This is a genomic window from Sphingobium sp. (assembly GCF_036170395.1).
Taxonomy (GTDB): domain Bacteria; phylum Pseudomonadota; class Alphaproteobacteria; order Sphingomonadales; family Sphingomonadaceae; genus Sphingobium.
This window is the reverse complement of the sequence record NZ_JAVHPD010000013.1, coordinates 1-21,553: the sequence shown is the minus strand read 5'-3', so window position 1 is coordinate 21,553 and position 21,553 is coordinate 1. Positions and strand designations below refer to the sequence as shown.

The window sequence follows — 21,553 nt, the reverse complement described above, 5'->3', positions numbered from 1 at the left end:
GGCGGCCTGCGGCGTCTATGCCGGCCACATTGCGCGCGCCATCGGACCCGGGCCGGGACGTCGCACCTCGCGAGGCGGGGCAAGCCAGCAAAACTCCGACGACGGGAAAGAGGGGAGGGGGGCCGGAGGCAGGCGAGCGGAAGTCCGCTCAAGCTTCCGGAGAACCCCATGAGCTACGATCTCGCCTTCCGCTACAATCAGGCGCTCGACCCGAGCGCGCTGATCACCATTGGCACCACCCTCCATGCCATCCAGGCCGCGATCACCGATTGTCGCAATGCCGGCATCGAGCTCGAGACCGATCCGGCGGTCATCCTTCTGGTCCGCCACCTCTCCCAGGTTTGCGCCGATCGGCCGGCTGATGCGGAACTCCGCCGCGAATGCATGAGCCGGATCGCAACCCTGAAAAACCGACCGGTCCTCAAGACGCTGGCCCTGCGCGGCGTCGCCTATGACGAGCCGGCCAAGCGCCTCTTCCATTCGGAGGGCCGATCCGCACTGCGCCGTCTCGCAGAAGCGCTCGGTCTCGAGGACGACAGCTTCGACATCCGCTCCAACAAGGCAGGGCCGGCCGTCTCGGGGGAGGTCACGCTGCACGGTGAGACGCTCTGGGTTCAGCTCTCGCTCGGCCCCTTCGGTCCCGATCGCGAGGTCTGCTTTCGCCGGGTGCGCGATCGCCAGGACCATATCGGCGAGCGGAACAACTGGGCTTCGGTCCGCGAACTGGTCGAGCCCGACCGCTTCGCGACCCGAGTCCGCCGCGAGCTCAAGCTGCCGACCGCAGAACCGGTCGCGCCCCGGCTGGTCGCGTGAGGAGAGCAAGCATGCGCATTCTCTTCACCCGCACCCGTATCGGCATCGACGTGCCCACCTATGCCTACCGGCTGTTCGTGCCGTTTGGTGAAATCTCGCTCGAGCGGCAGGCGCTCATCGCGATGCAGTCCGACTATGGTCTGGGTGCCGGACTTCTTGCCAGGCTCCCGGACGTCATCGCGCCGGTGGCGCATCTCGAGGCCGCGCCCGGCCTTGAAAAGCACGAATTTGCGAAGCGCATCGACGCGGTGGCCGATCGGGTCGGAGCAATCCTGCTTTGCGCCGCCTTTCCCGAGATGAGGGAGCCCACCATGCCCTTTCGGCTTGAAGTGCCCACGGCGCCTGCCAACGCCCGGCTGTTCGGCGAGGCGCACAATCTCTCCGGCCGCTATGAAACGCTCTCGCACGGACTCTCCGCACTCACGCCAAAAATCCTTGGTTTGCGGATGGAGCGCGACCGATGATCTCCGAGCGGTTTGACCCCGCCGACGCGAAAGCCTGGATCGCCCACGGCCGTCGCCCCGACCATGCGGCCATTCTGTCCGATGCATGGCAGCGCTTTCCCGATCTCCCCTCGGTCGCGTCGCCCGAGGCGCGGCTCGCCCGGATGCGCGAACGGGTTCTTGCGCTGCGCCCGGTCATGGAGGCGATGTCACGATCCGCCGAAGAGGAACGTCAGGCCCGCAATTTCGCTTTCACCGAGGCACGGTTCGAAAAAGGTGAGGGCGACGAGCGCGACCGCGCGATCCTCAGCGGCCGGGCGATCCACGGCTATGACTGGAATAGCGCCGTCCGCTATGCCTCGGGATGGTATGCTGCGCATGCCGGCTGGGAACCGGAAGTGCGCCGACCCGGGCCAGCAACGCCATCTGCGCTCGCCTATGACCGGGGCTTCCGGGACGGCGGCGGGAACCGGGACGATCTCTTCGATGCCGCACGGCGCGCCTTCGCCACCGCGACGCCTCCCGCGCCGTCGACCGCTCCTGCCATGGGACGGCCCCGTCCGAGCGACTGGCCCAAACCCACCGACGAGCCGCTACCCGCCCGCTGGAACCGTCGGCTGCTGATCCTCGGTGCGCAGGAGGCGGGGCTGGGCGATGGCGATGCGGCGCACTGCGAAAGTGCGGTGCTGCTCACTATCCTGCGCGGCTCGCCTGGCTTGGACGAGCTCACCGTCATCGCGATCGCGGACGGCGAGTTCCATGCGTTTGAAGATGCCGGGCCGAGCCCGCTGCGCGAAGTCACGCCCCAGCCTGTTGCCGCTGATCGGCGGAATGGTTCGACGCTTCGTCATCTCGTCGGTGTCAGGGACTATGACGATATACTGGTTGCGGCGCAGGGCGCGGATCTCGCGCTGCTCGATGCCCATGCGGCGGCGCTGCCGCTCTGCCGCACCATGGAGCGAACGCGCAACACGGTCCTGCAGCAGCGCGCCCATTTCCGCATCTGGCTCGATCGCGGCCTTTGTGCGGGGACAAGCGTCGGCGCGGGCCACATCCGCTGGGGCAAGGCCGTCAAGGGACTGACCGGCCGGCTCGGCGAATTCACGGCGCGCTATGCCGGCAAGCTGCCTGCCGGCGGCCACCGGATCGTCGTCGAGATCGGAGAGGGGCATCCGGCACTCGGATATGTGTCGGCCCAGGGCCAACCGCTCGATCCCGAATTCGTGATCAGCAATCGTGCGCATCTTCGCAAGGCGATGGCCGCGCGGCTGCGAGCCTTCGGCGGGGCCACACAACTCGCCGTGGCCACGGACCTCTTCGCGGTCCCCTGACCCTTGAACTGGCCATGACCCGAGGGCCGCAAGGGGAGGGGGAGTGCGGGAAACAAGCTGGCAGGCTGATCGGCCGGCTGCAAACCTCCATTATGGGAAGCTTTCCATGTTTGAAACCGCAGTCATCGATCCTGTCCCGTCCACCGAGCATCTCGACCTCATCAGCCAGCTCGACCAACTGACGCTGGCCCTTACACAAGCCGAACATCATGCCGCGACGATCCTCGACTTCGATCCGGATGCGCAGGTTGCCATCGGCTACCTCGCGCCCGACCATGGCGAACCGCGCGATCATCTCGTTTCCGGCTGCGCGATGGATGTGCGGGCATGGCGCATGCTTGCCCGCGCCTGCAGCGGCGACGCCGACTGTCATGACGACATGACGCGGCTCGCGTTTTTCCTGAGGGAGCGCTGCCAACCGGCAGAGCGGTTGGCGCCGCCTACACTTGCAATAGGCGCGCGCGTGCGCCTTCGCACCCGGCCGCGCGCCGGCGGGGATCGCTATTCAGGCCGGGAGGGTGTGATCGTGAAGACGCATTTCGTGGGCTTCTACATCAAGCTCGACATGAGCCGGCGTGAGCGGACCCAGAAAACCGAGCTGGTCGAGACGGCCTATCTCGAGCTTCTGGCCTCCCCCGCCGCGCCTGAACCGGCGACGGTATAAGGTGACAATCATGGCGCCTCTTCCAGACATCTACGCCGCGATCGAGCGAAACATCGCGCGTAGCGGCCAACATCTCCTTCTGGTGTTCGCGGACGCGGCGAGCCCGGCGTTCGTCTATACGATCGGCAATGCGTTGCACGGCCTGCCCGAACTGCTGCTGATCGGCAATTTCTCGCCCCAGGTCGCGGCGTCAATCGTGAACGACCTTGGGGCAAGGATGCGCGAGGCGCGCAGACCGCTCGAAGGCGACATCGACGTTGGCGGCCAATTCCCTGTCCGCGTGCGGCGTGCCACCGGGCAGGCTAAAGAGTACTACACATTACAAGCCGGCCGCTATCTTCGTCACGAGGAATATGACGTGCTCCAGCTGCTGCTGTGCGATCCGGCCGGCCTCTATCCCGGTGAGGCCGGCTGTGCCCCGGGCTTCGACGTGCCCCTCGCCTGACACCCCTGATCTTCTCAACCTTCAGTCCGGAGACCGAATATGTCGGGGGCCCCCCACTTCGTGCACGTCTATGCGACCGTTCGCGTCAAGGTCGCCGTGAATGCCACGGATCATGAGAGCGCCATGCGCGCCGCCGACAAAGCGCTCTTCGCCAAGGGTTTTGGCGTTCGCCTGATCCCGACCGCTGAGGGCGCTCTCGACGCGGAATATGCTGAGGAAGTGACCGGCTATCTCGTCGATGAGGCCGGCGAGACCGACTATCTTCGCAGCGCCAATTACGGAGCCGATTATGAGCCCGACTGGGGCCTTCGTAGCCAAGCGCGCGATTGCCAGGCTGAGTCCGCATAATGTTTCTGGTTTGACGAGCGCGTTATCCTTAGCTTCGATATATGGCTGGCACCGAAACAGGAAAAGACGATGGATAGTGAAGAGAAGTCCCGTGGTGGATTGGATCGGCGGATCGCTCTCCTGATCGACGCCGACAACATCTCCCATACGAAAATCGCCTTGATGCTGGCGGAGCTTTCAAAATACGGGACTGCCAATATTCGCCGCGCCTATGGCGACTGGGCCAAGCCGGGTCTCAAAGGCTGGACGGAGAAGCTTCACGAATTTGCTATCCGACCGATCCAGCAGTTCAGCTACTCGACGGGTAAAAATGCAACCGATATAGCCTTGGTTATCGACGCCATGGAGCTGCTATATACGCAGCGGCCCGACGCCTTCTGCCTCGCTTCGAGCGACGGTGACTTCACGCCGCTGGTCATGCAGCTCAAAGCAAATGGCCATGAGGTTTATGGTTTTGGGGAACGCAAAACACCCGCGCCTTTCGTCAATGCATGTACCACGTTCCTTTATCTCGACAGCTTGGAAGATTCCGGCCAGCCTGCTGCAACTGGTGAAGCGACTGAAGCGCCGCCGGCCGCCCCAACAAAGACCAAGGCAAAGGTGAAGGCAAAACCGGCGGCAGAGAAAACAGCGGACAAATCACTAGCGCAGAATACCAAACTTGTGACAACCCTGCGCGGCGCCGTCGAAGCGTCCGCTCGCGAAGATGGCTGGGCTCTCATGTCCGCTGCGGGAAGTGCAGTAAAACGACAGGCTCCTATCGACCCTCGCAACTATGGTGTGAAGAATTTTCCGGCACTGTTTAGCGCTACCGGGCTATTCGAAATCGTCAAAGGTAAGAACGGCCAGAGCTACGTTGCGGACAAGCGCAACAAAGATCGCGCTGAACATCCTGGCGGCTAGCTGTGTTGTGCCGACTGTCGGCGCGATATCTCGCAGCCCAGTCGGATAGAGGGAAGGGGGATCGAGGGGGCGATGGCCAGACCGGCCAAGCCCAGGAGATCCCATCATGGCAACAGTCGTCTCGATCGATCCTTCCGCCGACCAGTGGTCCGTGCCGATCGGCAAGCACAGCCGCGGCGCGCTCTCGCTCAATCTCGAGCGCCTGCTGGCAGGACGCCTCCTGATCCAGGGCAGCAGCGGAGCGGGCAAGAGCCGCACCCTGCGCAAGATCATCGAGGAGGCGTTCGACTTCACGACGATCGTGCTCGTCGATCCGGAAGGTGAGTTCGGCAACCTTGCCGCCCATATCGGCGCAACATCGCTCAAAGGCTGCGAACTGACCTCGGATGGGCTGACGGCCGCGGCGGCGCGGGCGCGCCAGCACCGGCTATCGCTCCATGTCGATCTCACGGACCTCGACCCCGATCAGCGTATCATCAAGGCGGCGGCGCTGTTCGCCGGCCTCATCGGCGCGCCGCGTGAGCATTGGGCGCATACCGTCCTCGTCTGCATCGACGAGGGCCACCTGCTTGCGCCCCATCACGCAGGCTCGGCGCGCGATGCCGAAACCCGCCGTCTCGGTGTCGCCACCCTCACCGATCTTTGCGCGCGCGGCCGCAAGCGCGGGATCGCGCCGATCATCGCGACCCAACGGCTCGCGAAACTCTCCTCCTCGGTCGTCTCAGAGCTGCAGAACTTCCTTGTCGGTTTGAACGTCTTCGACCGCGACATCGCGCGCGCGGCCGATCTGCTCGGCTTTTCTGCCAAGTATGCCGACAAGCTGCGCAAGCTCGCGCCCGGCGAATTCTACGCCATGGGCCCCGCCATGGCGCCTCTGCCTGTGCTGGCCCATATGGATGAGACCATCACGGAGCATCTGGGCGCGACGCCCAAGCTCACGGCGGCGGCGGCGCTCGATGCCGACGAGGCGGAAAAGCTCCTCGATCTCTCGGCGCTGTGCGAAGTGTCCGGCGGCGCGCGTGACGCGGCGCTTACGCTCAAGGGAACGCGGGCGCTCGATGCTTTCCTGCTCGATCCGGCCGCCCCCGAAGCCGCTTCGATCGTCGGAGCGCTGAAGCGCATTGCCCCAAACGCCACGACCGCCAATGATCTTGCCGGCCATCTTGGGCTTTCACGCGACGCTATCGATAACGCCCTCGACATGCTTTCAGCCGTGGCCGCCGTCGACACGATGCCGCGCGGCGACGATCGCATCGCCCGGCTGCACGCGCGCCTGCGCGCCAAGATCAGCGATATTCCGGTGGTGGCACTGGCATGAAGCCGCTCGATCTCGAGGCGGACATCGTCGAACTCGCACCGGTGCCCGCGACCAGCCACATCGCGCCGCCGCTGCGCGAACTGGCCTATCGCGCCGACGCCTGGACTCCCCAGCAAACCGATCGCCTGCGCGCGCTGTTCGGCGCTGATGCCGCTCTGTGCGACATCGCCTTGGAACTTGGCCGAGGACGGGGAGCCATATCCGAGCGGATCGCGCTGCTTGGTCTGCGCCGCAATTCCACGCGGCCCTGGAGCGAGCTCGACGATGCCGAACTGAGCCGACGCTATGGCGAGGCGCCGACCGCAACGATCGCCTCCGACCTGGGGCGCTCCTGCTCGGCTGTCTATGCGCGCGCGCGCCTCCTCGACCTGGCCGAGAGCAATCCGCCGATATGGACGCCTTGGGAGGACGCCCAGCTGGTCGAAGGCTATCGTCAGGGCGTGCCGCTCCGGCAGATCGCCACGCTGATCGGCCGCCCGATGGGCGGATTGTCCTCCAGGGCCGGATATCTGGGCATCGTTCACGCCAACCACCCGCCCGACTGGTCGGCGGCGGAGGCCGCGCGCGCGCTGGAACTGGCCGAGGCCGGGCATCGCTATATCCGCATCGTCGAGACGCTCGCCGCGGAGGGCTTCCCCGCCCGGTCGGGACGGGCCTTCGGTCTGGCCATCCGCAAGTTCGGTTATGGCCGGGGCTGGGGTCGAAGCTGGACGGCCGAGGAAGATGCCCTGCTGACCCAAGCCTATGGGGCGGGTACGAGCCTTACGCCGCTACGCGAACAGCTGGGCCGCACCGCCGGATCGCTGCGCCACCGGGCGGAATATCTCAAATTGCGTGGTAGTCACCTCAATCGCAACGGCTGGCGTCTCGGGCCTGACTGGACCGAAGCCGAAGAGCAGCAGCTCCGCCAGGATTATGGACGCATCCCGACGCGGCTCCTTGCCCAGAATCTCGGTCGCACGAAAGCCGCCATCACCTCGCGCGCGAACAGTCTCGGGCTTGAGCATGGCTATATCCGGCCGTTCAGCGACGACGAAAACCGGGCCCTCGATATCGCTTTCCGCACGGGTGTCTCGATCGCCGATCTCGCCGCGGCTCTTGACCGCAAGGCAATGTCGCTCAGCAAATATGCGTGCCAGCATGGCTATCAGTTCGGTCGCCGCCCGCGGCGTGCCGTGACACTGGACGCGCTCCTGGCCATCGAGTGACCGCGCGCGGCACCCTGTCGCCGGCGCCCTTCCACCTCGCAAGCCATGTCTCGCGACGCGTCGACCGGCGCGTCGCGGGCGAGGAATTCGCTATGCCCTCCCAAGATCGACACATCAGGAACGTCCTGAAGCTCTTCGATGCGAACGGCCATCGCCATGATCGCTACCGGCTGTTCTCCGATTGCATGGAGTTGATCGCGCTGAGCATTTCCAACAGTGTCGATCTCTGCTCCCGTCCGGACCGGGAAGTGCGTTATTTCGAAATCGTGGGCCGATACGACCGTCCGGCTGTCGAAATGTTTGCACAGGTCTTCGCCGAGATCACCATGGCGCTCGAGGCTGGTCTCAACGACGTGCTGGGTCATATCTTCACCGAGCTCGAGATCCACAATAAGAACAGAGGACAATTCTTCACGCCCTATGCGGTCTGTCAGATGATGGCGCAGGTGACGCTCGGCGGCGCTGACGAGGCTCAGGCCCTGATCGGCGCGAAGGGCTTCGTCCGCGCGATGGAGCCGGCCTGCGGCGCCGGCGCGATGGTCATCGCGCTCGCGGAGGTCGTGCGCGCCGCCGGCATCAACTATCAGCGCCACCTTCATGTGACCGCGGTCGATATAGATTCGCGCGCGGTCCACATGGCCTATATCCAGTTCGCACTGCTTCACATTCCCGCCCATGTGATCGTCGGAAATTCGCTTTCGCTGGAGACCCGCGAGCATTGGTTCACGCCTGCCCATATCCTCGGGGGCTGGTCAGCGAGGCTCGCCAATCAGGCAGTTCCGGCGGGGCAGCAGACTATCTGTGCGTTGCCGGTGCCGAATAAACAGCCCGCTCATCTTCCGCCTGCGGCAGCGTCCGGTCCGGGCGAGCAGCTGACCCTTTTCTGACCCGATCTTGGCCTTCCGATGGCCGCAACCACCGTGGAAAGTCAGCGGTTGGCGATCGCCACATAGCCGCCGACCGCGATCACCATCGCTGCAAAAAATCGCTCCAGCAGCCCTTTATGCCGGGCGAGGCGCCCGCCGGCCCACACGCCGAGCATCGCGCCAGCCGCCCCGCCTCCTACGAGCAGCGCGGCGACGCGCCAATCGACCAACCCCGACAAGGCATAGGATGTCGCTGTCGTGAGGCCGAGGGCCGCGACGACCACGAGCGACGTGCCGACCGCGAACTCGACCGGCATTGCTGTTGCCGCGATAAGGCCCGGCACGATCAGGAAACCGCCACCGATACCGAAAAAGCCTGCGGCCAAGCCGACCGCAAGGCCGATGGGCACGAGGCGTGGCAGCAGCCTGGATGCCGTATCGCGGGTCAGTCGCACGTCAGGCGCGGCGGCGCCGCGCCTCCTTCGCAGCATCACCAATCCGACGCCCATCATCAGAAGACCGAAGAGCACCAGAAGCTGCTGCCCGCCCAAGGCCTTCCCCGCTGCGGCACCGATCGACGCGCCGACCACACCCGCCGCGGCAAACACGCTGGCGCAGGGCCATTTTACATGCCCGGCCCGCGCATGGCCAGCAAGGCTCGCAAGCGCATTGGCCATCACCCCGACCGCTGCGGTGCCGATCGCAATGTGCGCTGAATGGAGGCCGACCCCATAGACGAGGAGGGGCACGGCTAGGATCGAACCGCCACCGCCTATCAGCCCGAGGATCAGGCCGATGAGGACGCCCGAGCCCAGCGCCGCCAGATCCGCTACGCTCACCTGCGGTCAGACCGTCGCGCGATTCCAGGGCATGCGCCGGAACAGATGAGCAAGACCGCACCAGCCGGTTGCTCCCGCAAACATCAGGCCGGTCCCGACGAAGCCGGCGAGCAGCAGGAACGCGGGGGCGACGAACCAGCCCAGCAGAACGCCCAGCAGGACGAGCCCGCCCGCCGCCAGCTGGACCTGACGACCGATCTCCAGCGGTTGGGTGCGATCCACGATCGTCGGAAACCCGCCGGCCCGCCATGCATCGATCCCGCCATCGAGGACGGAGCAGGGCGCGCCCTTGGCAGCCGCCTCTAGCGCGGGGGCGCAATTGCCCGTTCGCATGCCCGACCGGCAGTGGAAGATCAGGGGACCATCGGGCAGGGGTTCGTCATCGAGCCGGGTCAGTGGCCGGTTGATCGCGCCCTCAATATGCTCGCGCGCATGCTCGTCCGGATCGCGCACGTCGATCAACGTAGCACCGCTGTTCAACGCGATCCGAGCCTGGGCTGCCGTCAGCGTACTAATCGCCATTGGTCACTCCTTGCAGTAAAGTTCGTAGAGGGTCGTGAGAAGCGTGTGCGCGCGCGGATCGGCGATGCGATACCAGAGCGTCTGGCTCTCGCGCCGATAGGTCACGAGACCTTCCTCCCGCATCTTTGCGAGATGTTGGGACAAAGCGGATTGCGACAGGCCGACATCGACCGCGAGGTCACGAACCGTGCGTTCGCCATGTTCCACCAGCTTGCACAGCATCATCAGCCGGCGGCCATTGCCGATCGCGCGCAAGGCGCCAGCCACTTCTTCCGCCTTCTGCTCGAAGGTTGCGAGATCCAACGGCGCTTTCGGCATCACATGAGACTCCATTAGTAGTTGCTAATGTAGCAACGCGCCATATATTAGCAAGAGCTAATGGAGGTCCGAATGGCAAATGATCCGATCATCGAAGCCTTTTTCGACGAGGCGACCAACACCGTCAGTTATCTGCTCGTGGATCCCCAGAGCGGCGAGGCCGCCGTGATCGACCCGGTGCTCGATTTCGACATGGCGAGCGGGACGGTGGATGTCCGCTCGGCTGTTCGCATCCTCGAGCGAGCCAATGACAAGGGCTGGCACATAGTCGCCGTGCTCGAAACCCATGCCCATGCCGATCATCTCTCGGCAGCTCCGTTCATCAAGGTGAGAACCGGCTGCTGGGTCGGCATAGGTGAGCATATCCGGGACGTGCAGAAGATCTTCCGGCCGATCTTTGCGTTCGACGATCTCGTTCCTGACGGCGCCGAATTCGATCGTCTGTTCGCGGACGGCGAAACATTCATGATCGGCAATCTTCCGGTCGAGGTTCTGCATGTGCCGGGACACACGCCGGCGGACATCGCCTATCGCGTCGGTGACGCACTGTTCGTTGGCGACACCCTGTTCATGCCCGACTATGGAACGGCGCGGGCCGACTTTCCGGGCGGAAATGCCCGCACCCTCTATCGTTCGATCCGGCGCGTCCTCAGCCTTCCCGGGACCACGCGTCTATTCATGTGCCACGATTACAAGGCTCCCGGCCGCGAAGACTATCGTTGGGAAACGACCGTCGACGAGCAGCGCCGCACCAGCGTCCATGTGCATGATGGCGTCAGCGAGGCGGCATTCGTCGCGATGCGCGAGGCCCGCGATGCGACGCTCCCGGTTCCCAAGCTCCTCCTGCCGTCCATTCAGGTCAACATCCGGGCCGGCCACTTCCCGAAGCCCCAGGGCAACGGCGTCCGCTATTTGCGGATTCCGGTCAAGGATCCAGCCGATGCGCTGGCGGAGGCGTAACCAGGCAGAGCGTTCTTCCTGTTTCCCGCGGCTTTGAACGGCACCCATCTCGAAGCTGCTCACTATGGCCGCAATTTTTCTATCTTCCGGCAATAATCGCGCTATGGGGCCGCATGAATTCGACAGATTCTCTGCGGCTCAATTTCAAGCCTGCGTCCGAGCGGCCGATAAGCCTGGCGCCGCGCAGCTGGCGCGGTTTCCGGGCCGAGCGCGTCGTTCTCCAATCCGACGATCCTTATGAATTCCGCACACTCGGCGAGACGCATTATCTAGCGCTCCACGACATGCGCCTAGACGATGGCGAACTCCATATCGACGGGCTGTCGCCGGTTCGACGCACCGACCTTCGCGACACGCTTACCTATGCGCCGCGCGGTTGTACCGTGGCGGGATGGGCGAAGCCGAGGCGCGGGCGCAACAGCTTCACCGCTTTCTATTTCGATCCTGAGGAAGCCGCCGACGAACTGGGCGAGCGCTATGCCCGGATCGATCCGGGCCCGTTCGCCTATGCGCGCAACGCCGCGCTCGCTGCGACCATGACCAAGATCAAGGACGTCGTCGCGGCGCCCGATACCGATAGCCTTTATGCCGAGGCGCTCTGCCTGACGGCGGCCATGGAGATATTGGGAGTCCAGCCGCGGACGGCGCCTGGCCAGCTGACGAAGACGCAGGTCGATCGCGTGTGCGACTATGTCGAAGCCCATTTGCACCAGCCGATCACGCTCGATGAACTGGCGGGCGTGGCCGGGCTCAGTCGTTCGCATTTCTCCCGGTCCTTCCGATCGACAACCGGGCAGGGGCCCTATCGCTTCGTCACCAGCCGCCGGATCGACCAGGCTTGCGGGCTTCTGGCGCTGGGCGACCGGCTCAGCATCACCGCGATCGCCCAGGCGGTCGGCTTTGCCAACGCCGGCGTGTTTCGCCGTGCCTTTCATCAGTCCACCGGCCTGACGCCGCAGCAGTTCCGCAAGGAGCGATGCTGACGAGTCGCCGATCAAATAATCTTTCGAGGGGGGAAAGTGACAACAGACAGTTCATCCGGTTCGTTACTCGGTTGGCTCGGCATTCGCGGATCGCGTGGCGGCAACAAGGGCGATGGCTCTGCCTCCGGGGGCAACGGCCACGCTCCTGGCAACATCTTCCAGCAGGCGCGGCGGCATCTCCTCGATGAGATGGCGTCGTTTCTCCTCGCCTATGAGCTGGACGTGACGCCCAACAATCTCATAGCGGCGCATGGTGCCTTTTCCGGCGCCAATCCGGGTCTCGCGCGCCAGATCGCGCAGCGCATCGCCGCCGGCCTTGGCATCACCCAGCAATGGCTCGATGAGGCGACGGCTGCGGATGAAACCGTCGACAAGCATGACGGCATCGAGCTCCTCATGACAAAGCTCGAGACGACGCTGGAGAATTTCTCGAAGAACACGACAGCCGCGCGAAGCGAAGCGTCCGACTATGGCAATCAGCTGGAACAGCATGTCGCCGAACTGGTCCAGGTGCAGGAGACCGGCCACATCATCTCCAGCCTCGCCGATCTCGCCAAGGCGATGCTGGAGCGAACGCGTCACCTCGAGGCCGATATGCGGCGCAGCGAGGATGAGGCGAAGCTGCTGCGCCGGAACCTGGAAAAGGCCAAGCGCGACGCCGAGATCGACCATCTGACCGGCCTTCCCAACCGTCGCGCCTTCGAAACCGTTCTCGAGCGCGAACATAAGGAGGCGCGTGCCGCCCTCGATCCTCTTGTCGTGGCCTTTTGCGACATCGATCACTTCAAGGCGGTGAACGATACCCACGGCCATGACGCCGGCGACCGGGTGATCCGCCTGATCGCGGAAATGCTCGCCGGGATCTCGGACGATAATTGCCACGTCGCCCGCCATGGCGGCGAGGAGTTCGTCATGCTCTTCCGCAGCGCCACGCTTAGCGAGGCCAAGACCCGTCTCGACGACGTGCGCGAGAAGCTCTCGGAGCGTCGGATGATCAACCGCAAGACCGACGAGCCCTTCGGGCAGATCACCTTCTCGGCCGGCATAGCCGATGTGTTCGATTTTCCCGATCCGCGCGCGGCGCTCAAGGCCGCGGACGAGGCGCTTTATGCAGCAAAGCAGGGCGGCCGCAACCAGGTCCGGATAGCCGACAAGCCAGCGCAAGCGGCCTGACCGGCCGCTTCATCCTTCGCCGGCCGGCTATGCGTCGGTCGCCTTCGGTCGTCCACGCCGTCCGGGAGCCACCTTTACCGGCTTGGGCGGCGTCGGCGCGGTCCCGCGAGGCTTTCGGCCAAGGCCGATGCTCTTTGCCAGCGTCCGGCGCTGCTCGGCATAGCTGGGCGCAACCATCGGATAATCGGCCGGCAGATTCCATTTCGTCCGATAGTCGGCAGGCGTCATCTGATAATGGGTCATCAGGTGGCGCTTGAGCATCTTGAGCTTTTTGCCATCTTCCAGGCAGACGATATAGTCCGGCTTCACTGACGAGCGGACCGAGACCGCCGGCTCCTGTTTCGTCACTTGCGGCGTGTCGCTCTTGCCGAGGCTCCGCAGCGCGCCATGAACATTCTGGATCAACGACGGCAAATCGCTCACCGCGACGCTGTTGTTGGTGACATGCGCGGCCACGATATCGGCGGTTAAAGTAATCAGCGTGCTGTCGCTGTCCGAAATGTCGTTCATGATGGTCATGCTTCCTTCCGGATAGGAGAGCCCGGGATCAGCATTCGCTACCGGGAACAGACGATCTTGGAAAGCGTGCAGTTGGCAAAAGATCGTTATCGGGCCGCGGTCGCCCGATCCTCTTGCCGCTCGTCCTGGCCTTGCCTTCCGCAATATATTCCCAGCAGGCCCCGTAGAGCGGCGCAGGTCGCAAAGAAAAGGGGAAGGGGCCGAAAGGCAAGTCGGTGGCGCGAGAGCCAGCGACAATCCTTCCTTTCCGAGGCCGACCATGCACACCTCGCGCAGTCAGCGCTGGCGGGACCGACGCGCCCTGTGGGCAACCGATTTCCGCACCATCGATACCAAGGCCTACAGCGTCGATGTCATCGATCATGGGATCGCGGGCGCGTTCATAGCCGCGCACCACTATCTCCCGACCTATCCGGCAGCGCAACTCGCGGTCGGGCTTTACGGCCGCCGTGCCGCACTCGAGGGGGTCGCCGTTTTCGCGGTTCCGGCGACCAACGCCGTCATCGTCAAACATACGGGTTTCGACGATCCGGCGAAGGGATGCGTGCTCGCGCGGCTGATCCTCCTCGATACGGTCCCGCAAAATGGTGAAAGCTTCTTTTGCGCCCGCGCCTTCAGGCTTCTGCGGCGTGCCCGCCCGGCAATCGAGGCCGTCGTCTCCTACAGCGATCCCGAGGCCGGCCATATCGGCCGGGTGTACGCCGCCCTCTCCGGCGCGCACCGGGGCATCAGCCGTCCGCGCAGGATCTGGCACATGGGCGAGCGCACGATTTCGGAACGCACGCTTTCCAAGATCCGCTTGGGGGAGCGGGGCATGGGCGGCGCCATCGATCAGCTCGTTGGCCTGGGCGCGCGCGCGCCGCTCCTCCGCGAATGTCCAGCCGCGTGGCTTGCCGGGCTGCAGGAGCAGGGCGTCCTCGCATCGCGCAGGCATCGCGGGCTTTTCACCTATTGTTTCGAACTTACGCGCGAGGCGCGGCGACAGGGGCAGGCTCTGCCCCGGCTACCCTATCCCAAAATCCTGCCCGGCCAGTGAGCCGCGCAAGCGCGACGTTCAGGCCAGCGCCTGCGCGCGCTCGATGTAGCGGATCGCCTCGGCGACCGTCCTGATCTTCTCGGCATCGTCATCCGGGATTTCGACCCCGAATTGGTCCGTGACCAGCCTGATAACACGGTCGTCTATCCCATCCATGGGCGTCGTCTCCATTCCAAGAAGATGCCTGTTCGAGACAATCGCCGTTACGGGACAATCCTTTCGACCGAGACATAGCCCCATAGCGTGGCCGCATGCCCGCCACCTTAGGTAAAATTACTGGGGCCGAAACGGTCTCGTACTTCCCACTCTTCTGCTGATCCGCCGCATCCTCAAGGAGCCTTTCCATGCATGTCGAATTTGAAATTCAGGGCCGCTACGACGTGCCCGAGGGCACGCAGCCCGTTGCGGGGACGCTCAACCTCTTTCGTCTCCCCACCGGCCAGATCGTCTCCGTCCATCCCGTGATCGAGATGGCGACGGCAACCGACAGCGACGATCATCGAGATCTCAGCACCGGCGAATCCGCCACCTTCGGTATCCACCTTGACCTTTACGACCGGAGCTCGACGCTGGGAGACGACTGATCCGACGGCATGGGCCCCGGTCATACCGGCGCTCAAGATCGAGAGGGGAGGGGGAGCGTGTTCGATGCGCAGAGTGGCTGCGCGAGAACGGAGCTCTTCCATGCTGGCGACCGCCCCTCCCGCGCTGTCCGTAGCACAGCGCGCCATCGACTATATACGCGTCAGTGAACCGGCCCCTGTCGTGCTCGCTTATGGTATCGGCGTGGACAGCACCGCGCTCTTGGTCGAGCTGGAGAACCGCGGCACCCCGCCGGACCTCGTGATCACCGGGGACCCAGGCGTCGAGAAGCCGGAAACCTACGAATATCAGCGGACGATCGCGGCGTGGATGGCCGCGCGCGGCATTCCCTATGTGACGGTGCGCTACACGCCCAAACGGTTCAAGCACTGGCCGCCCTATTTCGACCTGCTGTCCAACGTGCTGACGAACGCGACCCTGCCGAGCATCTCGCTTGGCCGTCATTCCTGCAGTCTCAAATGGAAAGTCGCCCCGCAGGACGCTTTCCTGAAGCAATGGGCGCCCGCCCAGGCCGCCTGGGCGCGCGGCCAGAAGGTCATTCGTCTGATCGGCTATGACGCCTCGCCGGCGGATACGCGGCGCTATACCCATGCCGCGACCATCGCCAACGACCTTTTCGAGTGCCGCTACCCCTTGCGCGAATGGGGATGGGACCGTGCCGCCTGCATCGCGCGCATCGAGGCCGCAGGCCTTCCCGTTCCGCCGAAATCGAGCTGCTTCATCTGCGGTGCCATGAAGCCCGACGAGGTCCGCGCGCTCCCGCCCTGGTGTCTGCGACTTATCGTGCTCGTCGAAGCGCGCGCGGCCCCACGGCTGCGCACCGTCGAGGGACTCTGGCGCCGGTCGACCAGCACGCGGCCTGGCCGGATGACTGATTTCATTCGCGCCGAAGAGCTGCTCCCCGCAGCCGATATCGACGCCATCATTCTCGACGCGCCCGCCGACCTCATCCGGTTCCAGGATGTCGCCGCCCATGTCCCACTCCCCGATCGGCCGGCGATGGCGGAGTGGCTCCAATCCTTCAACGCCGGCTTGCTGGAGGCAGCATGACAATCCCCGCCACCGAACAGATCGCCCGGCTCAACGATCGCTGCCGCCACGGCCTCGATCCCAACGCGCGTATCATGGTCACCCGCGCCTGCCTCGCCCGGCTGTCGGGCGATGGCGAGGGGATTGCGGAGGTGCTCGCGCAGGCCGAGCTGCTCGCCGCCGTGCGGCGCTACGACTTCAAGTCGGGCGATGGCCCCGAACGCGACTTTGGCGCCTTCGAGCTCCGCGAGGAGCGGATCTTCTTCAAGATCGACTATTACGACATGGCCCTCGAATTCGGCTCGGACGATCCGGCGGATGCCTCGATCACGCGGCGGGTTCTCACGGTCATGCTCGCCGAGGATTATTGATCGCGCCCCCGCCCTACTCGAAGCCGGTGACGACCTCGGCGCCCAGACTGCCCGTCGCATGGACGAGCTGCACGATGGCAGGTTTGCGCGGTGCCCAGCGCTGATAGACCGGCTCGGGAATGAAATATCTCCCGCCGGTGATGACACCGCCCGGCTGGATCGGCTCGAGCCACGCCCAATAATAGAAACCGGGACCCTTGCTCGGCCGGCTCACGTCAATCCGGCCGAGACGCATCGACACGGTTTCCCTTTGCCCAAGCGCCACGCCGTTGATGCTGGGCAACACCCCGACCGTCCAGACCGGCCAGCCCATCAGGCCGGTGACAGCGCAGGCAATGGCGGCAAAGCGATGCACCCGGGGGTCGCTGGTACCCCCCACAAGCCAATGCCAGATTCCCGCGGCGGTGAGTGTCGTGGCGACGAGCCCGGCAAGCTTCAATCCCGATCCCGGTGCGATCGCGCGCGGCCAGGTCTCGCCGATGGTCAGGATAAGAAGCAAGGTCAGTACCATGGGAATGGCGAAGGGCAGCAAGAGCTTTGCCATGAAGCTGCCCGGCACGACGGGTCGTGCCGTGGGAATTGACGAAGAAAACGCGTTGATCATCCTCTGTGACTATCAGTGCTGGATTGACAAATTCTCTCCGCGACGCGCGCCGCCCGGCCAGCGATGTCCGTCTGTCGACGTGGAAGGCTTCCGCTACTCGCCTTTGAGCCAGGCGGGTGTTCGCCAGATCGGATCCCCATCTTCGTCCAGGCCGTCCCATTCGTAGCGAAAGGCGATGGCCTCCCGCCATTGCGCGCTGGCGTCATGCCGATCGAGATAGGCAGCCTGCTCCTCCTCGGTCAGCTGCCTCCAATAGGGGAGCCAGACATGTTCGATATAGCCGTCGACCGCACCCTGATTATGGACGTCGTCAGCGGACAGGCCGGGAAAGACCATCCAGATCGGTGCGGCTTCACTCAACCCCGGTTCCGATCGGTCGTATATATCATCCGGCAGCATCCCTGGCGTGACTGAAGGGCAATGTGGGCCGCCATCACCGGGCCCAATGATCTCTGCATGGTGGCGCGGCTCCGGTCCAGGCGGGAGAGCAATCCTATCACGATCCGGACAAAAAAGGAGAGCGGGAGGGAAAGGGCCGGTTTGCTTTTGCCAAGGAGTCCGCAATGTCCCTTCCGACCGCCATTCGCAGCCAGGTCGATCCCGCTGCCATCACCAAGGTGACCCGCCTTTTCAATAATATGCTCGGTGACGCGCTTTCGGAGCTCGTCCAGAATGCGCGGCGCGCAGGCGCGAGCGTTGTCGATCTCGATGTGATCGAGGCCGATGGCTCTCCATGGCTTCTCATTCGCGACGATGGCACGGGCATTGCCGATCCCGCTATTATCCTTGCGCTCGGCCGATCGGGTTGGGACGACGACGTCGCGCGGCGCGAAGACCCCGCCGGGATGGGCGTCTTCAGCCTCGCAGGACGACATGTCGAGATTCGCTCCTGTTCACGCGCCACCGGCGAGGGCTGGGCGATCGCCATCGAACCGCAAGACTGGGAATCCGGTGCGTCGATCGCGGTCCCCTCGATCGATCATCCTCTTGGAACTGAAATCCGCGTCCGGCTCGAGGACGACTGGACCAACACGCTGGAGGCGGCGGCGCACGGCGCGGCACGCTATTGCCCGATACCGATCCGGCTTCGGGGAACGCTTCTTCCCCAGCAGGACTGGCTTGCAGGCGCCGCGGCGATCACCGAAGCGGGAGGCGTTCGGATCGGTCTTTTCAACGATACCCGCTCCACCCGCACCATCCCCCGCATCAACTTTCACGGGGTCACGGTTCCCTGCGCGCTCCCGTCGATCGACGAGAAGGACCGTCATTGGTCGGCCCGCGTCGATATCGTCGACGCGCCGGATCTCCAGCTCGTCCTGCCCGCGCGCAAGGAAATGGTCGAAAACGAGGCGCTCGACGCGCTTCGCAAGACCGTGCGCCGCGCGATCTATCGGCACATTCAGACGCTCGACAGCCATCGTCTGGGCTTCGCCCAATGGGCCGAGGCCGCGCAGCTTAATATCGTCCTGCCGGAGGCGCGGCCCGTTCTGCGCGGATGGACCCCGGCCACCGCGGACCTCAACAACGGACAGGTCGGCGCCGGCCTCGTTCCTGCCGAAGGGTTCGTGCTGGTCGACTCCTTCGAGGCGCCGCTCGAGCAATGTGCCGCTTTCGCGCTTGGGCGAGCCGGGCGGCTGGACGGTCGTCTTGCCGATCCCGACGAGACAATGGCCGGCTATGGCTGGTACGATGCTCTTCGTCGCATCACGGCGCTGCGCTTCGAGATCGAGCGTGACGGGGAACAGCATGTCCTGGATGGCGCCGAGCTTCCAGGTCTCGAAAGCGGTCCGGTCGAGCGCCTCGACCTCGTACTCGAACTGACCGGTCCCGAGGCCGAAACGATCCAGGTCCCGGCGCCCGTCGCTATCCTGTACGACGAAGGCGCCTGTTGGAACTTCGAGGAAGCCACCATCCTTCTCGCCTCCGCCGACGCCGTCTCGCCCGACGAACTGGTCGAGCTGCTCGAAGCCTCCTGTTTCTGCGCGAGCGACGATCGCGACGCCGACAGCTGGGAGACCCAGAATGATCGCTTCCTCCTCGACGCCAGGGAAATGGCGATGCGCCTCCTGCTGGGCGACGACGCTGCACTTCTCGAGCGGTTGCGGGCGATCATCGCCTACCGCGCGCAATGGTTCGTGCCCGAAGGCCGGCAATTCCATGCCGTGATCGGGCGCAACGCAATCGACATTCGGCTCGAAGCGACGCCCGCCCCGCCGGTGTCCTGCCCTCCTTCGCAAAGGATCTAGCCATGCGTCCCATCAAAATCGCCGCGCGGTCCGATCGCGAGGCCGTGCGCTCGGCGATTGACCATCTGCGCCACGCGCGTAACCTTCTCGCCAGAGGCGGAGCGCTTCGCGCCGCGGCGGCCGTGCGCAAAGCGCTGCGCAGCGCCGAAGGCGCCGCCCGCCATGTCGATCACCGCATCCGCAGGAGTGCGCCATGAGTCGCTACGAACTGACGCCACGGGCTGGAAAGGGCGTCATCAAGGTCGTTATCGGTTGGGACCGCCCCCTGCAGACCTTCTTCGCGCAGGTGTTCACGCCCACCGAGGAAGAGTCAGAGGAAGGCGAGGCGACGATCTGGCTCGGCACCGAGCCGGGCGAATTGCCCACGCCCGAGGCCGCGATCCGGGTCGTCGAAGCCTATGCCGAGATCCCCGAGATGCTTGGGCAGAGCCTCGAAGACGACATGCGCGCGAGCGTCGGCGTGAAGGATGGAACCCACCAGGCCGAGGCCAAGAAGCGGTTGTTCGGGTCGATCCACTGACGCGGACCGTCCCTCCGCCACAACAAATTGACCGCGCTGGGCAGATCGCCCATGTAAAATGGTGTAAATTCAAGAGACCGCTATACCAGGTCTCCGTATCGACCAAGTCACGATCGACAGCTTATCTGCCGATCGCTGCCTGTTTGCGATCAGTATCAACCGGGTTCGGAAATGTCCCGGAAAGCCGCCACAATTCTCCAACTTGCGTTCGCACCGCCTTCATCCTGAAGAAGGGTGCTCGCTCATCTCGCACTGCGATGCACGATCGTTTCTCCAGGCGGGCGGCCCGGGTGGCTGGAAGATTTCGTTAACTATCCTTTGCCGATAACCGGCCGCACATTCTGCGAGGACAGATACGATGTTCGACGGTCTCAAAATCAAACGTCTAGCCCGCGAGGCCGCTCCCGGTTGGGCGGAGGAAGCAATCGCGCTTTTCGGCCATAATGCTGAAGATATGATCGCCCAGCAGCGCGAACTGCACAGCTATCCCGAGCGCTATTCCTTCGAGTTCTGCCTCAGGGAAATCGCCAAGCAGCGCAAGGCCGCCCAGCTCGCGCGCCCCTCGCTGCTCGATCGCCTGTTGCGGCCCATGCGCATGGCCATGTCGGCGTCCGACGCCGGCACGCTCGAGGCCTAGTCGCCGCGTCTCACGGCCCGCACATGTAAAAGCATGTAAATTCTGGGCCATCAATTCCGATGATTAACGGTCTATTTTCCACGAGGTGGTGAAATCTGACCTCTACTAGGAAGTCAGGGCCGATCTCATGGCAAATCATTCTGCAAACCGCGTCTTCACTCTGGAAAACCATGTGCGCGAGGCCGCCGCTGGCGATGCCCAGGCGCGATACGAGCTGGGCGTGGCCTATAGCTGCGGTAGTTTCGGCATCGCGATCGATCTGGTTGAAGCGCATAAATGGTTCAACCTCGCCGCGCTCGCCGGCAGCCAGGCGGGCCAGGAAGCGCGGGCGGAACTCGCCGAAGAGATGACTGCGCGCGAGATCGTCGAAGCCCAGCGTGCCGCACGGGCCTGGCTCCGGCAGACCCCGAGCGAGATGCCCGAGGCGGCCCACTACCGTCTCGCCGCATAAGGCCCGCGCTCTCATGACCGGCGATGCCCAACAATCCGACCAGCTGCTGCAGGCGCTGGGCCTGTCGAGCGAAGACTGCGCCGAAGTCCACAGGCTCGTCGCAACGCATGGCAATCATGCCGCGCAGCATGTCGTCGACCTGATCCAGGCTGCGCTTCGTGCGAACGACGACGTGACGGCACAGGACCGCGAACGTATCCTGAGGCTCATCGAGCTTCATGACAGACAGGCCAGGCTCTCGGCCGATGCCTTACGGACGCTTCCTCATGTGTCGTCGGGGATCAGACGGACGGGCCTACGCGTCATCCCGGGCAAGACGCCGGATTAACCGCCCAAAAGGGCCGGATCAGTCCCGAGGCCGCGGGTTGCGGGCCTCGGATGGGGCGCTTGTGCGCCTGCTCGG

At 64.5% G+C, this 21,553-nt stretch carries 30 protein-coding genes; 23 read left to right on the top strand and 7 right to left on the bottom strand.

The annotated features are described in order from the left end of the window. Positions 1 to 168: 168 nt before the first annotated feature. From V2B31_RS05430 to V2B31_RS05385, 10 genes are all read left to right on the top strand, one after another. Positions 169 to 813, top strand: coding sequence for a hypothetical protein (locus V2B31_RS05430; RefSeq protein ID WP_328276164.1), 645 nt, complete (start codon positions 169 to 171; stop codon positions 811 to 813). An 11-nt stretch (positions 814 to 824) separates the two neighbouring features. Further along, positions 825 to 1,277, top strand: a complete 453-nt coding sequence (locus tag V2B31_RS05425) for a hypothetical protein (protein ID WP_328276162.1) — start codon at positions 825 to 827, stop codon at positions 1,275 to 1,277. Further along, positions 1,274 to 2,587 carry a hypothetical protein gene (locus tag V2B31_RS05420; protein WP_328276160.1) on the top strand — a complete coding sequence of 438 codons (1,314 nt, stop codon included), beginning with the start codon at positions 1,274 to 1,276 and terminating at the stop codon, positions 2,585 to 2,587. The genes V2B31_RS05425 and V2B31_RS05420 overlap by 4 nt, the downstream gene beginning before the upstream one ends. A 106-nt stretch (positions 2,588 to 2,693) precedes the next feature. Then, the gene (locus V2B31_RS05415) at positions 2,694 to 3,251 is read left to right on the top strand and encodes a hypothetical protein (protein ID WP_328276158.1); all 558 of its coding nucleotides are present in this window, start codon (positions 2,694 to 2,696) and stop codon (positions 3,249 to 3,251) included. Between the two features lie 10 nt (positions 3,252 to 3,261). Continuing rightward, on the top strand, positions 3,262 to 3,696 hold the full coding sequence (locus V2B31_RS05410) for a DUF4262 domain-containing protein (RefSeq protein WP_328276157.1): 435 nt from the start codon (positions 3,262 to 3,264) through the stop codon (positions 3,694 to 3,696). Between the two features lie 39 nt (positions 3,697 to 3,735). Next, the gene (locus V2B31_RS05405; protein ID WP_328276156.1) at positions 3,736 to 4,044 is read left to right on the top strand and encodes a hypothetical protein; all 309 of its coding nucleotides are present in this window, start codon (positions 3,736 to 3,738) and stop codon (positions 4,042 to 4,044) included. A gap of 69 nt (positions 4,045 to 4,113) precedes the next feature. Beyond that, on the top strand, positions 4,114 to 4,947 hold the full coding sequence (locus tag V2B31_RS05400; protein WP_328276154.1) for an NYN domain-containing protein: 834 nt from the start codon (positions 4,114 to 4,116) through the stop codon (positions 4,945 to 4,947). A gap of 106 nt (positions 4,948 to 5,053) precedes the next feature. Next, positions 5,054 to 6,265, top strand: coding sequence for a helicase HerA domain-containing protein (locus V2B31_RS05395; protein ID WP_328276152.1), 1,212 nt, complete (start codon positions 5,054 to 5,056; stop codon positions 6,263 to 6,265). Next, positions 6,262 to 7,473, top strand: coding sequence for a hypothetical protein (locus V2B31_RS05390; RefSeq protein ID WP_328276150.1), 1,212 nt, complete (start codon positions 6,262 to 6,264; stop codon positions 7,471 to 7,473). Before V2B31_RS05395 ends, V2B31_RS05390 begins: the two co-directional genes overlap by 4 nt. A 92-nt stretch (positions 7,474 to 7,565) precedes the next feature. After that, positions 7,566 to 8,360 carry an N-6 DNA methylase gene (locus V2B31_RS05385; RefSeq protein WP_443021808.1) on the top strand — a complete coding sequence of 265 codons (795 nt, stop codon included), beginning with the start codon at positions 7,566 to 7,568 and terminating at the stop codon, positions 8,358 to 8,360. 41 nt (positions 8,361 to 8,401) lie between these two features. On the opposite strand, the gene V2B31_RS05380 is transcribed toward V2B31_RS05385, so the two are convergent. Genes V2B31_RS05380 through V2B31_RS05370 form a run of 3 tightly spaced genes read right to left on the bottom strand, consistent with a single transcriptional unit; the run spans position 8,402 to position 10,018 of the window. Further along, entirely contained in the window at positions 8,402 to 9,178 is a 777-nt protein-coding gene (locus tag V2B31_RS05380) for a sulfite exporter TauE/SafE family protein (protein WP_328276145.1), read from the bottom strand. A gap of 6 nt (positions 9,179 to 9,184) precedes the next feature. Continuing rightward, positions 9,185 to 9,700 carry a rhodanese family protein gene (locus V2B31_RS05375; RefSeq protein ID WP_328276143.1) on the bottom strand — a complete coding sequence of 172 codons (516 nt, stop codon included), beginning with the start codon at positions 9,698 to 9,700 and terminating at the stop codon, positions 9,185 to 9,187. Between the two features lie 3 nt (positions 9,701 to 9,703). Further along, positions 9,704 to 10,018: an ArsR/SmtB family transcription factor gene (locus V2B31_RS05370; protein WP_328276141.1), complete on the bottom strand. Its 315-nt coding sequence runs from the start codon at positions 10,016 to 10,018 to the stop codon at positions 9,704 to 9,706. A 72-nt stretch (positions 10,019 to 10,090) separates the two neighbouring features. On the opposite strand from V2B31_RS05370, the gene V2B31_RS05365 reads away from it, so the two are divergent. The 3 genes from V2B31_RS05365 to V2B31_RS05355 all read left to right on the top strand — a co-directional run bounded on the left by V2B31_RS05365 (position 10,091) and on the right by V2B31_RS05355 (position 13,134). Next, positions 10,091 to 10,978, top strand: coding sequence for an MBL fold metallo-hydrolase (locus tag V2B31_RS05365; RefSeq protein WP_328276139.1), 888 nt, complete (start codon positions 10,091 to 10,093; stop codon positions 10,976 to 10,978). A gap of 113 nt (positions 10,979 to 11,091) precedes the next feature. After that, entirely contained in the window at positions 11,092 to 11,961 is an 870-nt protein-coding gene (locus V2B31_RS05360; protein ID WP_328276137.1) for an AraC family transcriptional regulator, read from the top strand. Positions 11,962 to 12,150: 189 nt separating this feature from the next. Beyond that, on the top strand, positions 12,151 to 13,134 hold the full coding sequence (locus V2B31_RS05355; protein WP_328276135.1) for a GGDEF domain-containing protein: 984 nt from the start codon (positions 12,151 to 12,153) through the stop codon (positions 13,132 to 13,134). 27 nt (positions 13,135 to 13,161) lie between these two features. Here V2B31_RS05355 and V2B31_RS05350 read toward each other — a convergent pair whose 3' ends face one another. After that, positions 13,162 to 13,644, bottom strand: a complete 483-nt coding sequence (locus V2B31_RS05350; RefSeq protein WP_328276181.1) for a MucR family transcriptional regulator — start codon at positions 13,642 to 13,644, stop codon at positions 13,162 to 13,164. A gap of 268 nt (positions 13,645 to 13,912) precedes the next feature. Between V2B31_RS05350 and V2B31_RS05345 the strand changes: the two genes are divergently transcribed. Continuing rightward, positions 13,913 to 14,689: a Mom family adenine methylcarbamoylation protein gene (locus tag V2B31_RS05345; RefSeq protein ID WP_328276133.1), complete on the top strand. Its 777-nt coding sequence runs from the start codon at positions 13,913 to 13,915 to the stop codon at positions 14,687 to 14,689. An 18-nt stretch (positions 14,690 to 14,707) separates the two neighbouring features. On the opposite strand, the gene V2B31_RS05340 is transcribed toward V2B31_RS05345, so the two are convergent. Continuing rightward, on the bottom strand, positions 14,708 to 14,860 hold the full coding sequence (locus V2B31_RS05340; RefSeq protein ID WP_328276131.1) for a hypothetical protein: 153 nt from the start codon (positions 14,858 to 14,860) through the stop codon (positions 14,708 to 14,710). Between the two features lie 173 nt (positions 14,861 to 15,033). Here V2B31_RS05340 and V2B31_RS05335 point away from each other — a divergent pair, with 173 nt between their 5' ends. From V2B31_RS05335 to V2B31_RS05325, 3 genes are all read left to right on the top strand, one after another. Continuing rightward, entirely contained in the window at positions 15,034 to 15,273 is a 240-nt protein-coding gene (locus V2B31_RS05335; protein WP_328276129.1) for a hypothetical protein, read from the top strand. Positions 15,274 to 15,373: 100 nt separating this feature from the next. Then, positions 15,374 to 16,342, top strand: a complete 969-nt coding sequence (locus V2B31_RS05330) for a hypothetical protein (protein ID WP_328276127.1) — start codon at positions 15,374 to 15,376, stop codon at positions 16,340 to 16,342. Beyond that, positions 16,339 to 16,692: a DUF3768 domain-containing protein gene (locus V2B31_RS05325; RefSeq protein WP_328276125.1), complete on the top strand. Its 354-nt coding sequence runs from the start codon at positions 16,339 to 16,341 to the stop codon at positions 16,690 to 16,692. Before V2B31_RS05330 ends, V2B31_RS05325 begins: the two co-directional genes overlap by 4 nt. Positions 16,693 to 16,705: 13 nt before the next feature. On the opposite strand, the gene V2B31_RS05320 is transcribed toward V2B31_RS05325, so the two are convergent. Further along, positions 16,706 to 17,296 carry a hypothetical protein gene (locus tag V2B31_RS05320; protein WP_328276123.1) on the bottom strand — a complete coding sequence of 197 codons (591 nt, stop codon included), beginning with the start codon at positions 17,294 to 17,296 and terminating at the stop codon, positions 16,706 to 16,708. A 93-nt stretch (positions 17,297 to 17,389) separates the two neighbouring features. Beyond that, positions 17,390 to 17,656, bottom strand: coding sequence for a hypothetical protein (locus V2B31_RS05315; protein ID WP_328276121.1), 267 nt, complete (start codon positions 17,654 to 17,656; stop codon positions 17,390 to 17,392). Between the two features lie 203 nt (positions 17,657 to 17,859). Between V2B31_RS05315 and V2B31_RS05310 the strand changes: the two genes are divergently transcribed. The 6 genes from V2B31_RS05310 to V2B31_RS05285 all read left to right on the top strand — a co-directional run bounded on the left by V2B31_RS05310 (position 17,860) and on the right by V2B31_RS05285 (position 21,478). After that, entirely contained in the window at positions 17,860 to 19,542 is a 1,683-nt protein-coding gene (locus V2B31_RS05310; protein WP_328276119.1) for an ATP-binding protein, read from the top strand. Positions 19,543 to 19,544: 2 nt separating this feature from the next. Next, positions 19,545 to 19,739, top strand: coding sequence for a hypothetical protein (locus tag V2B31_RS05305; protein WP_328276117.1), 195 nt, complete (start codon positions 19,545 to 19,547; stop codon positions 19,737 to 19,739). Beyond that, the gene (locus V2B31_RS05300; RefSeq protein WP_328276115.1) at positions 19,736 to 20,062 is read left to right on the top strand and encodes a hypothetical protein; all 327 of its coding nucleotides are present in this window, start codon (positions 19,736 to 19,738) and stop codon (positions 20,060 to 20,062) included. Before V2B31_RS05305 ends, V2B31_RS05300 begins: the two co-directional genes overlap by 4 nt. A 358-nt stretch (positions 20,063 to 20,420) precedes the next feature. Further along, positions 20,421 to 20,699 carry a hypothetical protein gene (locus V2B31_RS05295; RefSeq protein ID WP_328276113.1) on the top strand — a complete coding sequence of 93 codons (279 nt, stop codon included), beginning with the start codon at positions 20,421 to 20,423 and terminating at the stop codon, positions 20,697 to 20,699. Between the two features lie 127 nt (positions 20,700 to 20,826). Further along, the gene (locus V2B31_RS05290) at positions 20,827 to 21,150 is read left to right on the top strand and encodes a hypothetical protein (protein WP_328276111.1); all 324 of its coding nucleotides are present in this window, start codon (positions 20,827 to 20,829) and stop codon (positions 21,148 to 21,150) included. 13 nt (positions 21,151 to 21,163) lie between these two features. After that, complete coding sequence (locus tag V2B31_RS05285; RefSeq protein ID WP_328276109.1) at positions 21,164 to 21,478, top strand: hypothetical protein; 315 nt, start codon at positions 21,164 to 21,166, stop codon at positions 21,476 to 21,478. The last annotated feature ends 75 nt before the right edge of the window (positions 21,479 to 21,553 follow it).

What these genes read in the sequence shown, in the direction of transcription:
- V2B31_RS05420 (WP_328276160.1), top strand. Translation starts at nt 1,274, where the DNA reads ATGATCTCCGAGCGGTTTGACCCCGCCGACGCGAAAGCCTGGATCGCC.
- V2B31_RS05305 (WP_328276117.1), top strand. Translation starts at nt 19,545, where the DNA reads ATGCGTCCCATCAAAATCGCCGCGCGGTCCGATCGCGAGGCCGTGCGC.
- V2B31_RS05320 (WP_328276123.1), bottom strand. Translation starts at nt 17,296, where the DNA reads ATGATCAACGCGTTTTCTTCGTCAATTCCCACGGCACGACCCGTCGTG.
- V2B31_RS05365 (WP_328276139.1), top strand. Translation starts at nt 10,091, where the DNA reads ATGGCAAATGATCCGATCATCGAAGCCTTTTTCGACGAGGCGACCAAC.
- V2B31_RS05355 (WP_328276135.1), top strand. Translation starts at nt 12,151, where the DNA reads ATGGCGTCGTTTCTCCTCGCCTATGAGCTGGACGTGACGCCCAACAAT.
- V2B31_RS05385 (WP_443021808.1), top strand. Translation starts at nt 7,566, where the DNA reads ATGCCCTCCCAAGATCGACACATCAGGAACGTCCTGAAGCTCTTCGAT.
- V2B31_RS05425 (WP_328276162.1), top strand. Translation starts at nt 825, where the DNA reads ATGCGCATTCTCTTCACCCGCACCCGTATCGGCATCGACGTGCCCACC.
- V2B31_RS05410 (WP_328276157.1), top strand. Translation starts at nt 3,262, where the DNA reads ATGGCGCCTCTTCCAGACATCTACGCCGCGATCGAGCGAAACATCGCG.
- V2B31_RS05350 (WP_328276181.1), bottom strand. Translation starts at nt 13,644, where the DNA reads ATGAACGACATTTCGGACAGCGACAGCACGCTGATTACTTTAACCGCC.
- V2B31_RS05295 (WP_328276113.1), top strand. Translation starts at nt 20,421, where the DNA reads ATGTTCGACGGTCTCAAAATCAAACGTCTAGCCCGCGAGGCCGCTCCC.
- V2B31_RS05430 (WP_328276164.1), top strand. Translation starts at nt 169, where the DNA reads ATGAGCTACGATCTCGCCTTCCGCTACAATCAGGCGCTCGACCCGAGC.
- V2B31_RS05390 (WP_328276150.1), top strand. Translation starts at nt 6,262, where the DNA reads ATGAAGCCGCTCGATCTCGAGGCGGACATCGTCGAACTCGCACCGGTG.
- V2B31_RS05370 (WP_328276141.1), bottom strand. Translation starts at nt 10,018, where the DNA reads ATGCCGAAAGCGCCGTTGGATCTCGCAACCTTCGAGCAGAAGGCGGAA.
- V2B31_RS05325 (WP_328276125.1), top strand. Translation starts at nt 16,339, where the DNA reads ATGACAATCCCCGCCACCGAACAGATCGCCCGGCTCAACGATCGCTGC.
- V2B31_RS05335 (WP_328276129.1), top strand. Translation starts at nt 15,034, where the DNA reads ATGCATGTCGAATTTGAAATTCAGGGCCGCTACGACGTGCCCGAGGGC.
- V2B31_RS05405 (WP_328276156.1), top strand. Translation starts at nt 3,736, where the DNA reads ATGTCGGGGGCCCCCCACTTCGTGCACGTCTATGCGACCGTTCGCGTC.
- V2B31_RS05340 (WP_328276131.1), bottom strand. Translation starts at nt 14,860, where the DNA reads ATGGAGACGACGCCCATGGATGGGATAGACGACCGTGTTATCAGGCTG.
- V2B31_RS05300 (WP_328276115.1), top strand. Translation starts at nt 19,736, where the DNA reads ATGAGTCGCTACGAACTGACGCCACGGGCTGGAAAGGGCGTCATCAAG.
- V2B31_RS05400 (WP_328276154.1), top strand. Translation starts at nt 4,114, where the DNA reads ATGGATAGTGAAGAGAAGTCCCGTGGTGGATTGGATCGGCGGATCGCT.
- V2B31_RS05345 (WP_328276133.1), top strand. Translation starts at nt 13,913, where the DNA reads ATGCACACCTCGCGCAGTCAGCGCTGGCGGGACCGACGCGCCCTGTGG.
- V2B31_RS05375 (WP_328276143.1), bottom strand. Translation starts at nt 9,700, where the DNA reads ATGGCGATTAGTACGCTGACGGCAGCCCAGGCTCGGATCGCGTTGAAC.
- V2B31_RS05285 (WP_328276109.1), top strand. Translation starts at nt 21,164, where the DNA reads ATGACCGGCGATGCCCAACAATCCGACCAGCTGCTGCAGGCGCTGGGC.
- V2B31_RS05415 (WP_328276158.1), top strand. Translation starts at nt 2,694, where the DNA reads ATGTTTGAAACCGCAGTCATCGATCCTGTCCCGTCCACCGAGCATCTC.
- V2B31_RS05290 (WP_328276111.1), top strand. Translation starts at nt 20,827, where the DNA reads ATGGCAAATCATTCTGCAAACCGCGTCTTCACTCTGGAAAACCATGTG.
- V2B31_RS05360 (WP_328276137.1), top strand. Translation starts at nt 11,092, where the DNA reads ATGAATTCGACAGATTCTCTGCGGCTCAATTTCAAGCCTGCGTCCGAG.
- V2B31_RS05330 (WP_328276127.1), top strand. Translation starts at nt 15,374, where the DNA reads ATGCTGGCGACCGCCCCTCCCGCGCTGTCCGTAGCACAGCGCGCCATC.
- V2B31_RS05310 (WP_328276119.1), top strand. Translation starts at nt 17,860, where the DNA reads ATGTCCCTTCCGACCGCCATTCGCAGCCAGGTCGATCCCGCTGCCATC.
- V2B31_RS05395 (WP_328276152.1), top strand. Translation starts at nt 5,054, where the DNA reads ATGGCAACAGTCGTCTCGATCGATCCTTCCGCCGACCAGTGGTCCGTG.